This window comes from Veillonella sp. CHU740, assembly GCF_003992055.1.
Lineage (GTDB): Bacteria > Bacillota > Negativicutes > Veillonellales > Veillonellaceae > F0422.
In genome coordinates this window covers 14,167-27,097 of the sequence record NZ_RQVD01000003.1, presented here as the reverse complement: position 1 = coordinate 27,097, position 12,931 = coordinate 14,167, and the positions used below count along the sequence as shown (strand labels likewise).

Sequence of the window (12,931 nt, the reverse complement as noted above, 5' to 3'; positions counted from 1 at the left end):
TATAAAAACTACACGGATGCTTAAAAGATGCTTTTCATCACTTCTTGAATACTAGTCACACCTTGTATTGAGATACCTTCTTGTATTCCTTTTAGTTGTTTTACATTGCCTGCCGGAATAATAAATTGCTTGAATCCCAATTTCTTAGCCTCTGCAATACGCTGCTCAATCCGTGGAATGCTGCGGATATTGCCGGTTAATCCAACTTCTCCAAGAATGACCATATCAGACGGTACTGGTTTATTTTTTAAGTTAGAAATGATGGCCACTGCCATGGCTAAGTCACAGGCTGGTTCGTTCACTTTCAAACCACCAATGATAGTCACATACACATCTTTATTCCCTAATGTAAACCCACATCTTTTCTCTAATACAGCCAATATCAAAATAAGCTTATTTAAATCATAACCGATGGCTGTTCGTCTAGGCATACCAAACGCTGTAGACACAACTAAACTTTGCACCTCTACTAGAATCGGTCGAACTCCTTCTAAATAGGCCATTATAGCAGATCCAGTTTCCTCTTCCGATCGTTCTGCTAATAGCGTTGCTGATGGATTTAATAACTCTCCCAAGCCTTCTTCTTCCATGGTAAATAATCCAGATTCGGAAGTAGAACCAAATCGATTCTTAATCCCCCGTAAAATACGAAATTGATAGGATCGTTCTCCTTCAAAATACAATACCACATCCACCATATGCTCCAGCATACGAGGTCCTGCTATAGTACCATCTTTTGTAACATGACCAATGATGATGACTGGAATGTCTTGATCTTTTGCAAAGCGTAACAACCTAGCTGTACATTCACGAACTTGGCTAACGCTACCAGGTGCAGACTCTACAGAACCTACATACATAGTTTGGATAGAGTCAATGACAAGTAGCATAGGTTGACTTCGTTTCGCCTCATTCAATATAGTATCTAAATTAGTTTCCGCTTGTACCAATAGGTTAGAAGAGTTAATACCTAATCGATGAGCTCTAAGCTTCAACTGCATATCCGATTCTTCTCCAGAAGCATATAATACTTTGCCAGAATCTTCTGCAATGCGTCCAGAAACTTGTAATAATAAAGTAGACTTACCAATTCCTGGGTCGCCACCAAGCAAAATCAATGCTCCTGGTACAATACCTCCACCTAATACTCGGTCAATCTCTCCATAGCCTGAGGTGACTCTCGCAATCGCTCCTACTTCAATATCTGTCAATGCTTTAGGCTTATTCTCTTCATCTTGTACTGGTCGATAGGAAGCTACATGTTTTGTTTTTACCTCTGGTTGTAACTCTTCTTCTACAGCTGTATTCCAAGCTCCACACGCCGTACAGCGACCAAACCATTTCGATGATTCATTACCACATTCCGAGCAGAAAAAAACTGTTTTCTTTTTTGCCATATTTACCCTTTCTATATGAAAATAATGCGCGTCACTGAAAAGAAACGCGCACTACTCTTTGGGCAACACCGTTTATTTCGTACCGAAAATACGATCTCCCGCATCACCAAGACCAGGTAAGATATACCCATGGTCATTTAATTTTTCATCTAATGCAGCCACATAGATGCGTACGTCAGGATGCGCTTTATTCACAACTTCTACACCTTCTGGCGCTGCGACTAGACACATTAATTGAATTTCTTTAGCACCTTTTTCTTTCAATAAAGAAATTGCTGCCGCTGCACTACCACCTGTAGCCAACATAGGATCAGTAACAATAATGCGACGTTCCGATAAGTCAGATGGTAATTTGCAATAGTATTCTACTGGTTGCAATGTTTCTGGATCACGATACATTCCCACATGACCCACTTTTGCCATCGGCATTAATTCTAACAAACCATTGACCATACCAAGGCCTGCACGAAGAATAGGAACGATACCTACTTTTTTACCTGCAATTTGTTTGCCAATTGCTTCTACAAGAGGAGTTTGTACTTTTACATCTTCTAGTGGCAAATCACGAGTGATTTCATAGCCCATTAACAAAGCAATTTCTTCTAATAATTCGCGAAAATCTTTTGTACCTGTATCTACGGAGCGAATCAACGTTACTTTGTGTTGAATCAATGGATGTGTCATTACATTTACGTTCATAATAGTTACTTCCTTTTCTTAATTACGCATACATTGGATACTGTGTGCAAAGCTTAGCTACACGTTGTTTAGCTTCTTCTTGAGCCTCTGTATCCTCTGGACGTTTAAGAACTAATGCAATAATACTTGCAATTTCTTTCATATCCTCCGCATTTAGACCACGTGTTGTTAATGCTGGTGTACCTAGACGGATACCCGATGTAACAAATGGGCTTTCAGGATCGAAAGGAATTGTATTTTTATTACATGTAATCCCTACTTCATCTAAGATATGCTCTGCTACTTTGCCAGTTAAACCAACCGTGCGCAAATCCACTAACAATACATGTGTATCAGTACCGCCAGAAACGATAGTAAACCCTTCTTGTTGCAATGCATTAGCCAATGTTTGTGCATTCACAATCACTTGTTTTGCATACTCTTTGAACTCTGGTTGCAAAGCTTCACCAAATGCTACTGCTTTCGCAGCTACCACATGCATCAAAGGGCCACCTTGAATGCCAGGGAAGATAGATTTATCAATCGCTTTTGCATATTCTTCTTTGCACATAATCATACCACCACGTGGTCCGCGCAATGTTTTATGTGTTGTTGTCGTTACAATATCTGCATATTCCACTGGATTTGGATGTAAACCTGCTGCTACTAACCCAGCAAAGTGTGCCATGTCTACCATGAAAATAGCTCCTACTTCATGGGCAATATCAGCCATTGTTTTGAAATCGATTTGACGGGAGTAGGCACTACCACCACCAATAATCATTTTAGGCTTATGCTCTTGCGCAATTTTACGCATTTCATCATAATCAATGCGACCTGTTTCTGCATCTACACCGTAAGGAATAATATTAAAATACTTACCAGATACATTCACTGGAGACCCATGTGTTAAATGTCCACCATGGGATAAATTCATGCCCATAATTGTGTCGCCTGGCTCTAATAGTGCAAAGTACACACCAAAGTTGGCTTGAGAACCAGAATGAGGTTGTACATTCACATGTTCTGCGCCGAATAGTTGTTTTGCTCTTTCAATAGCCAACTCTTCTACCATATCGACATATTCACATCCACCATAATAGCGTTTGTGTGGATATCCTTCTGCGTATTTATTTGTCAATACGCTACCTTGTGCTTCCATCACAGCTTGAGACACAAAGTTTTCCGATGCAATCATTTCTAATTTGTTGCGTTGACGACCCAACTCTAATTCAATCATTTCTTGAACTTTTGGGTCCTGCTGTTTTACATAGCTCATGGTAACCTCCTGTGAAAGAAACATTTTAATCTATCTTTTATTATAGTAATAATCACAGTCTTTTGCAAGGTAATTTAGGGAATAACCTTGGCTGTTACCAAAATATATAATTCAACTTCATCCTTTGTTTTTCTACTGTGCTGAAATAGTTTTCCCAGTAACGGGATATCACCCAAAATAGGAACTTTCTGCCACTGATGCATAGTTCGCCTATCCATCAATCCCCCAATCACTAGCGTTTGTCCATTGGGTATCTGCACCCTAGTTTTAGCCTGTCGTGTGGTGATTCGATAGGCTTTCATTTCTGGCACTAATGTGGGATTACTGACTTCTGCCTCAATCACTGTATCAATTCGATTGTCTTTTACTATGAAAGGCTTACATTGCAACCGTATGCCCGCCTCTTCATACTGCGTACTAATGCGAGAGACTCCATTTTGTATAGACTCCATTGTCACCGGCACTCGTTCTCCAATTAATATGCGAGCTTCTTCACCATTCATCGTCACGATACTAGGTCTTGCTATTAAGGCCATACGACTGTTCCCTTCCTTCGCCACCACATCTGGATGGGCTAAGAAAGAATACTGTGTACCACTAGGCATATAACCAATATGAAGGTTGCCCTGCTGGAAACCGCCCTTTTTAGAATGAGCACTAGAGGAACTACCATCCTGTAAACCAGGGAATGACCATTGCACTCCTAGTTCTTTTGCATAGCCTTTTTCCATGGCTAATACAGCTACATCTAGTTGCACCTGTTTTGGTGTGCTTTGCCAAGTAGACAGCAGCTTCTCTACTTCTAAAATCTCATGCACTGTCCCATAGTATATGACCTCATTTGTGGCGGTCATAACTTGTATATGCTCTTTAGGGACAATAGTTTGTATTAATTGTTGTAGCTCTTCTGGCGTCGATGTGTCGGCCACAACCCTACGGATACGTCTTTGATCTTGCTTCATTCCTTCCACAACAAGCGTTCCTTGGTCGTCATACACTAAAAAGCCTAATCGTTGCCCTAGCTTTTGTATGGCCACAACTCCATTCTTCTCTTTCACTTGTAAGGATACATTTCCTTCTAATCCTTCTAAGCCTACTACTGAAAGACCTTCTGTTCTCGCTATAGTTTGCACTAAAGTTTTTAGGGGCATATCTTTCGCCACCATTTGAATTTCTTTTCCCTGCACAGTACAGAACATACAAAATACAAAGGTCATGATATACATAATTACTATTCTAACCATCGTACTTCCCCCCTATCTTTTATAGATACTCGCATCGATTCAATAGCAACAACTTGAACACCATTGATTACTTCATGTACTCCTACTATATGCGTAGTCCCATCAATCGCCAACACAGCCAAAGGGGTGCTTCCATGTACAATACCCAACAGCTGAACTATATGAGATACTTGCTTAGATGGTTGTATAGGTCTGTCAGAATGTGTATCAGACACGACAACATTATCCTCGGAGGATTGCTTCCGATGCTCCCGACGCGACTTTCTTTTTCCTTTATGATTTATATCATGTACCTCCTCATAGTCCTTGAATGTTTCCTCCTCTTCCGTATCTCGCATTGGCACATTAGAAGCAAAACTATCTACTAAAGGATACGCTCGTATCACATTTCGAACTGGGTATACCAAAGATGTCTGACTTTCTGTCTCAGTGGTTTTATCCTTATGTCCACGCTTTTTACTCTCTTTTTTATGCGTATCATGATCCTTCTCACTTTTTTTATTTGTCTGTATTTCATGTAACTCTTCTTCCTTTGCTTGTTGTATAGGACTACGCAAACTTTCTACTTCTGACCACGCTGACTCTCTCCAACCTAGATAGCAAATGAGGCATAATAAAACGGTCGTCCCAAGAACGAGACGACCGTGTATACGTACATAAGTTACTATTCGATTGTAGAGGTCTTTCACAGATGATACTTTCATCATGCCCTCCTAGATATGATTAATATCCTTTTGGATGTAATTGATGCCAATTCCAAGCATCACGAATGACTTCTTTTACCGTACTATGAACTGGTTTCCAACCAAGTTTTGAATGAATTTTTTCTGAAGATGCAATTAAAGTGCCAGGATCCCCCGCACGACGAGCTCCATAATCAACACGGAAATCAACGCCTGTTACTTCTTTCGTAGCTGCTACAATTTCGTTCACGCTGAATCCGTTACCAGAGCCTAAATTGAATACATCCGACTCACCACCATTGTACAAGTATTCCATAGCTAGAATATGAGCCGAAGCTAAATCATTGACATGCACATAATCACGCACACAAGTGCCATCTGCCGTATCATAGTCTGTACCAAACACAGTGATAGATTCACGTTTGCCTAATGCCGCATCGATAATGAGAGGAATCAAATGCGTTTCTGGCGTATGATCTTCTCCAATTTCACCTGATGGATCTGCACCTGCTGCATTGAAATAACGTAACGCTACAAATTTAAATCCATAAATCTTACTGTAATCACGAAGCATATCTTCAATCATCAATTTTGTCCGACCATACACATTGGTAGGATTCCATTTCGCATCCTCTGTGATAGGAACTACTTCTGGTTCACCATACACAGCTGCTGTAGAGGAAAACACTAACCGATTCACACCATGCTTACGAGCTGTTTCTACCAGACGGTAAGAACCTACTACATTATTTTCATAATAAATGGATGGATTCGCCATAGACTCCCCTACTTGGGAATGGGCTGCAAAGTGCATAATACCATCGATATGATGCTTTTCAAGAACCTCTCCTAATTTAGGATCTACAATATCCATTTCGTAGAAAGGGACTCCTTGAGGAATGGATTCTACATGGCCTCTAGATAAATTATCCACAATCACCACTTGATGCCCTGCTCCCAATAAAGCACGCACTGTATGGCTGCCAATATAACCTGCGCCACCTGTCACTAAAATATTCATTCTTACTTCTCCTATGCTTTTGAAAGTTTAGGTCCCAACAATTTTTTATAGACTTCTACACCTGGTTGATTGAAAGCATCTACCCCTGCCAACTGACCTTCAAAGTAGATAGCCCAGCACATGGTGAACATCAATTCACCTAGGTGAAATGCATTCATTGTTGGCACTTGATATCTTCCATTGAATCGACCATCACTAGCCAATGATTCCGCATTGGATGCTAGTGCAGCACGATTAATAAAGCCTAAATCAAGACCAGCTAAGGCTTCTAATTTACTATATTGATCGTACATGTGAGGCACTGTTAACGATACATGCCAATCTTCTACGTCTACAAAGGAAACTACTTTATCATAGCGACCTTCTTGATGTTCTTGCGTTTGAGCGTGCATATCCGTAGTCCCTACAGCCACTACTGGAGTACGTCCATAATGACCAGATTTGTCAGCTTTTTCTTTACCCAAGGATTCTGCCAGTAATTGTACATACCACTCAGATAAGGATTTCAATCGATCTGCATAAGGCATAAACACTTCAATATGACGACCATACTGTTCAGAACCAATATATTTTAATACGGCACTTAATAAGGCTGGATTCTTCCACACATCTTCATTTTGAGCAGCCTTATCAGCAGCTTTCGCGCCTTCTAAATAAGCGCGAATATCAAAGCCTAATAACGCTCCAATCACAAGACCCACTTCAGAGAATACAGAGAAGCGACCGCCAATTCCATCAGGAACAGCAAAGATGGAATCACCCCAGCCTTCTGCAACAGCTAATTTATGAAGTAAGGTTTCTTTTTCATCAGATCGAGGATCTGTGACAACTACAACTTCATAATCGATCATAGCCACTTCTAACGCTTCTTTCACAATCATAAAGTTTGTCATTGGTTCAATCGTAGAGCCAGATTTAGAAATCAATACCAATAATACTTTATAATTATTAGGTACATGAGCATGGTCTTCTAGGAATTGTTGTTCTTTCCATTCTCGTTGTAATTGCTTAATCAACTCTTGCGTGCGAACAGGATCTACATTGTTGCCACTGAAGTACATGCGAGGACGATAGTTTCGTTCTTCATCTGTCATAGAGTTCCAAAACTCTCCACAATGTACATCAAAAAGCACCTTGCCACCTAAGAAGGACCCTCCGATGCCAAAACTAACTACCGTGCTCACTTGCTTAGAAGCTAACGCCTCTAAACGAGCCATCACATCTGGATTATTGATATGACCTTCTACTACATATGGCAACTGCGGAAATAATACTAACTCAGGTTCTCCATCTTTAGATAAATGACCTTTTACTACACCATTATGACGAGTTTCTTTGGCTGCCTCTAGCGCTTCTGAAATAGCAGGACCTAATTGTTGTACATCTGTTTCAGTGATACCACCTGGTAACATCATATTCGTATAATCATAAACAAAACCGGATTCTAATTGAACTTGTTTCATAAATTCCTCCTATACAGGGTATGATTTAATTTGTATCTTTATTGTACATCAAAACAAGGATAGATGAAAGGAAATATCCATAAATTTCCTAACAGTGTTACTTTTTCAGGATCGCTTTTCTAGCTAGCGCATCTGCTCGATCATTATAGTGTATGCCAGAATGGGCTTTTACCTTGTGAAAGTCGATACGAATCTGAGAAGCCCACTCTTTCATAACTTTTGCATAACTTGTCGTTAAAGGATTGTTTGCTTTCCATCGACCGGTAGCCCACATTTCAATCCCCATATAATCGTAATACAAGGAACATGACGCATATCCGTGATCAATAGCATACTGTACTACATGCAGGGCTGCCAATAATTCGCCAGATACATTCCAATATTCCACGTACTTAGGATCCGTTGTAGCCAGAGAAAATTCAATCTCTTTCTCTCCTACCAACATAACACCGCCACTGCCTACCATGCCCAACTTCTTATCGAAACTACCATCGATAAATGCACGTAGATCACACGTATCATAGTCTAACATAGATTGTATATTCTCTATCTTTCTTTGTTTGTTTTGTGGAGGAGCGCTATGGTCAAAATACTCTTGCAAGGATACACCCGCTTTTACTTGTTTTGCATCACGACTCGCATGAATGGATTGTTTCTCAGATACAATCTGATGTCCCACAAAATTCTCTGCTTCCTCTTTTGTAGAAAAGGACTTGTATTGCGCTCCTGAATAGCCTTTTACCTGCGCTTCGCAATCTGCCCAAGTTGTATAAATCCCCACATTTCGTCCCACCCGAACTGCGTAATATTTCTTTGCCATAGTTACCCCATTGTAAGAGGAGCTACTGTCCCCTCAACGACTGTTATCAATGATGTAGGTTCTACTTGTACCTGCATTCCACGCAATCCAGCACTCACATATACAGAAGAGATATGTTCAATACTGGCATCAAAGAAAGTAGGAAATGCTTTCTTCATACCTAATGGTGAACAACCCCCTCGCAAGTATCCTGTTAATGGCAACAATTCTTTCACTGCTATCAATTCCACCGATTTATTGCCACTCACACGAGCAGCCTGTTTCATATCCAGCTCACCCTCTACAGGGATGCAAAATACTACATGACCCGTCACATTTCCTTTACCTACCAATGTTTTAAATACTTGTTCGACTGGTATCTGCAAGGATTCCGCCACATGAACACCTGCTGCCTGTTCCTCAGACCATTCATACGTAAATACTTCATAAGGAATATGATGTGTATCTAAAATACGCAAGGCATTTGTTTTTTTATGTCCTTTTTTACTCATAGTGCCTCCTATTTATTGGTGATCTTCGAGATATTTTTTAACTCGATCTTTAAGGTGCCATTTTCATTGGTAGAGATTTCAATAAACTCTCGATCATTCATATATTCAACAGGGAAAGAAATTTCTATACCTGTATCTGTTTTAATCTTATGCTGTTTCCCCATTTTCGTAGCATAGGTACGGCTCACTGGCAATGGTTCTAATAAATCTTCTTCTGCTAACTCTTTCATAGCTGCTTTGCGTTGAATAGGATTGGATCCAAATACATGTTCAATAATATGGCGAGCTTCTAACGTATCTGATACTTCTGCATTTTTGGCGAGTAGTTCCTTCGTTTTCGCCATAGCTGCTACACCATCTTGCTCATGAGCCTTAGAAACACGATCCACTACTGTGCGCACTTTTTTCACTGTATCTTTAGACGATGGATTCATAGTGACCTGAAAGATTCTCTCTTCCAAAAAGTGCATTTTTTCTCCATCATATTCACCTTTAGGTTCAAACAAACGAATCGACATATCCGACAGTTTAATACTTACAAAGGCGTACAATTTTTGTGTGACTGTAGGTAATACAACTCGATGCTCTACTAGTTTTGTGGCTAAGGAACCATCTTCTTCTGAATATAAATGGTGTGTATATCCATCATGGGCTTTACATAATAATATACAAAGGTAAGGCTGCTCTCCTTGCGCTTCGCAAACAATCATATCTAATACACAAGGATCCATGGCTTGTGCCATATAGGTAAATAACGTCTCCCCTAGCTCTTTACCAAAGTCAACAAGTTTGATTTCTTTATCATGGAATTGTTGCACCTTTCGGCCCCATGGAGTATGTGAAGAAATATACCCTGTTCTAGCACTTGGATCTTGTAAAGCTTTCATCACATGCATTTCTAAATAACTTTGTATTTCTGGTTCTTCAATGTCCATCGTATGATCCGAATAGGCCGCCATAGAAGATGTAAAGTCAAATACTTCTAATACCGCTGCATTAATTTGCATAGTTCCTCCTCAATAACAAAGAGCTTTGCCAGTGACAAAGCTCTACTGCTGTTACATGTTGTCTTTCACATAGTGATATGTGTTTTCTAATCCATCGCGCAAAGACCACGTTGGGGCATACCCTAATACTTGGCTTGCTTTCTCTGTACTCAATAAAGAATGTTTAATATCACCTATGCGTGGCTCTTGGTACTCTCGGTTAATGGTGGTATTCGTAATTTCTTCAAGGGTATTCATCAAATCATTTAAAGAAATACCGGTGCCCGTACTTACATTGATAATGCCTGTTACATCATCACGCAAGCCCAATATATTCGCTTCCACTACATCATCTACATACACGAAGTCTCTCGTTTGTGTACCATCACCATACACTACTAGTGTCTCACCTTTTACGACCTGTTCACAAAAGATGCTAATTACACCACCTTCACCACCATTGCCCTGACGTGGTCCGTACACATTAGCATAGCGATAGCATATATACGGAAGTCCAAAGGACTCTTCATAAATTCGCAAATATCCTTCTGTAGTCAATTTTGTCAAACCATAGCAAGAGCGAGGGATTCCTTGTAACTCTTCTGTAAGAGGTAAGGTTTCTAAATCTCCGTACACCGCTGCAGAAGAAGGCATCAAAAACTTTTTAACCCCTACTTTTACTGAAGCTTGTAATAGATTTAACAATCCCATCAAATTAATATCACAATCTTCTGTAGGATTCACCATAGATTCCCCTACCACCGTTTGTGCTGCCTCGTGAAACACATAATCTGGCTGAAAGTCTTGAAATACATCTAGTATCTTCGCATCACGTATATCTAATTCTACAAATTCTGCTTTTGGGTTCACAAATTCACGCAATCCACTGCTTAAGTTATCTATCACTTGAACTCGATGACCTTCCTTGATCAATCGATCTACAAGATGGGATCCGATAAAACCAGCTCCACCAGTTACACATATATTCATTCTTGTTTCCTATCTATTAATTAATCCTATATACAAATCTATGTGATTATATATCTATTATTAAATTATAGTATTAAGAAGTCATTAAAACAAGACTATTTAGGAAAAAGTATTTTTTTATCTTTCTAGAGTAGTCAAAATAAAAAGTCAACAGGAACGAAGGGATGATCCTGTTGGCTTTCTGCAATATATAGTTATACTATATGTTATTAATTCAAACCATATACTATTCTTTTAATGAATATAAAACAACTAATTTTTAAAACATGGCATGAGCGATAATATATCCCACTACGCAACTTGTAAAGACTCCAATACAACCTGGTAAAATAAAGCTATGGTTGATAACGAATTTACCAATACGAGTTGTACCAGAACGGTCAAAGCCGATACATGCAAGATCAGATGGATAGGTAGGTAGCACAAAATATGCATAACAAGCAGGTATAAAGGATAACACAATAAGTGGATCTACTCCGACACTAAGCCCCATTGGCACTACAATTGCAAGAGCTGCTGCTTGTGAATTAACCAATTTAGAAATAAGAAATAATACAAATGCATATGTCCAAGGTTGCTCTACCACAATAGAAGATAATGTGTCTTTAAACACTGGAATATAAGCACCGAAATATGTTTCTGCCATCCACGCTACACCATATACTGAAATAACCGCAATCATACCAGATTTAAAAACAGAACCATTTGTGACATCACTCACTTTAACTTTACATACAAGCAAAATAAGGGCTGCAATCACAAGCATGGACATTTGGATTGTCGGAGTCATAGATAATGGTTTCCATAAGCCTTTTGCATTTGGAACTAATGGCAATAATTGATTTGGGAAACTACCGAATAAAGCAATCACAAGAATACCTATTAAGAAAATAATCGTTGCCCAGTAAGCTGTACGAGGTAAGTCTGTGTTAAGGTTAGCTTCTTTATTTTCTGCATAAATATATTTACGTTGTTCAGGATCTTGAATACGTGCTTGGAATGTAGGGTCATTAGCAAGATCTTTGCCTCGACGCATACTCCAAAGGCCAGCTACTAAAACTCCACAGAAAGATGCTGGGATTGTGATGGATAAAATGGTAACAACGCTAGCAGGGAAATTAACAGCTCCCAACATAGCTACGACAGATACAACTGCAACAGATGCAGGAGATGCACAAATACCCATTTGAGAGGCGACGGAAGAAACTGCCATTGGTCGTTCTGGACGGATTCCTTCTTTAATAGCGATATCATAAATAATTGGGAATATAGTATATACAACATGGCCAGTTCCACATAATACTGTTAAAAACCAAGTTGTAATAGGTGCTAAAATTGTAATTTGTTTTGGGTTACTACGCAATACTTTTTCAGCATATACTAACATTACATCCAACCCTTTAGATGCTTGCAAGAAACCTGAACAGGTAACTACTGCCATGATAGTCAGCATAACATCAATAGGGGGCTTTCCTGGTACAAGTCCAATAACGAACACATAAAATACCAAACCTAGGCCAGATATAGCCGCTAGTCCTAATCCACCGTATCTTACCCCTACAATTAAGCAGGCTAGTAATACAATAAATCCTAATAAAATAATCATAAAACTACTAAGTCCTTTCTAAAAAAATAATACTTATCGGCCTTATTATACGATAATACGTATTATAAAAACAGTGATATTCCTCCCTGAAAGGACATTTTCCTTATGAAAGTTTTTTATTGCATACTAGATTCGGCTTTATAAACAGGGCAAAATCATTCTAAACTGGGCCGTCCTTGCATGGGCCGTTCTAATCCTTACTGCATCGCTTCGTTCCTAGTTAGCAAAGATACGGCCTCAGTCGTAGGCTGTTTCCAATCCTTCTTCGCTTCG

Annotated in this window: 12 protein-coding genes; all 12 read right to left on the bottom strand. The window is 39.5% G+C overall.

Annotated features, from left to right (window positions below; genetic code table 11):
* Positions 1–20: 20 nt before the first annotated feature.
* The 12 genes from radA to EO115_RS02360 all read right to left on the bottom strand — a co-directional run bounded on the left by radA (position 21) and on the right by EO115_RS02360 (position 12,658).
* The gene (radA, locus tag EO115_RS02415; RefSeq protein WP_126937400.1) at positions 21–1,397 is read right to left on the bottom strand and encodes a DNA repair protein RadA; all 1,377 of its coding nucleotides are present in this window, start codon (positions 1,395–1,397) and stop codon (positions 21–23) included.
* A gap of 72 nt (positions 1,398–1,469) precedes the next feature.
* Positions 1,470–2,096 carry a uracil phosphoribosyltransferase gene (gene upp / locus EO115_RS02410; RefSeq protein ID WP_126937399.1) on the bottom strand — a complete coding sequence of 209 codons (627 nt, stop codon included), beginning with the start codon at positions 2,094–2,096 and terminating at the stop codon, positions 1,470–1,472.
* A gap of 22 nt (positions 2,097–2,118) precedes the next feature.
* A complete protein-coding gene (glyA, locus tag EO115_RS02405) occupies positions 2,119–3,354 on the bottom strand; it encodes a serine hydroxymethyltransferase (protein WP_126937398.1) in 1,236 nt (411 codons plus the stop codon).
* Positions 3,355–3,428: 74 nt separating this feature from the next.
* Positions 3,429–4,598 carry a type II secretion system protein GspD gene (locus EO115_RS02400; protein WP_126937397.1) on the bottom strand — a complete coding sequence of 390 codons (1,170 nt, stop codon included), beginning with the start codon at positions 4,596–4,598 and terminating at the stop codon, positions 3,429–3,431.
* Positions 4,586–5,305: a hypothetical protein gene (locus EO115_RS02395; protein WP_126937396.1), complete on the bottom strand. Its 720-nt coding sequence runs from the start codon at positions 5,303–5,305 to the stop codon at positions 4,586–4,588. Before EO115_RS02395 ends, EO115_RS02400 begins: the two co-directional genes overlap by 13 nt.
* 16 nt (positions 5,306–5,321) lie before the next feature.
* A complete protein-coding gene (galE, locus tag EO115_RS02390) occupies positions 5,322–6,302 on the bottom strand; it encodes a UDP-glucose 4-epimerase GalE (RefSeq protein ID WP_126937395.1) in 981 nt (326 codons plus the stop codon).
* An 11-nt stretch (positions 6,303–6,313) separates the two neighbouring features.
* Positions 6,314–7,765, bottom strand: a complete 1,452-nt coding sequence (locus EO115_RS02385) for a glucose-6-phosphate isomerase (RefSeq protein WP_126937394.1) — start codon at positions 7,763–7,765, stop codon at positions 6,314–6,316.
* A gap of 97 nt (positions 7,766–7,862) precedes the next feature.
* The gene (locus EO115_RS02380) at positions 7,863–8,585 is read right to left on the bottom strand and encodes a viroplasmin family protein (protein WP_126937393.1); all 723 of its coding nucleotides are present in this window, start codon (positions 8,583–8,585) and stop codon (positions 7,863–7,865) included.
* Positions 8,586–8,587: 2 nt separating this feature from the next.
* Positions 8,588–9,076, bottom strand: a complete 489-nt coding sequence (ybaK, locus tag EO115_RS02375) for a Cys-tRNA(Pro) deacylase (protein WP_126937392.1) — start codon at positions 9,074–9,076, stop codon at positions 8,588–8,590.
* A gap of 8 nt (positions 9,077–9,084) precedes the next feature.
* Positions 9,085–10,083 (bottom strand): nucleoid-associated protein, encoded by a 999-nt coding sequence (locus EO115_RS02370; protein ID WP_126937391.1) that lies wholly within the window; start codon positions 10,081–10,083, stop codon positions 9,085–9,087.
* Positions 10,084–10,134: 51 nt separating this feature from the next.
* Entirely contained in the window at positions 10,135–11,052 is a 918-nt protein-coding gene (locus EO115_RS02365; protein ID WP_126937390.1) for an NAD-dependent epimerase/dehydratase family protein, read from the bottom strand.
* A 259-nt stretch (positions 11,053–11,311) separates the two neighbouring features.
* Positions 11,312–12,658, bottom strand: coding sequence for an anaerobic C4-dicarboxylate transporter (locus EO115_RS02360; protein ID WP_126937389.1), 1,347 nt, complete (start codon positions 12,656–12,658; stop codon positions 11,312–11,314).
* Between the last annotated feature and the right edge of the window lie 273 nt (positions 12,659–12,931).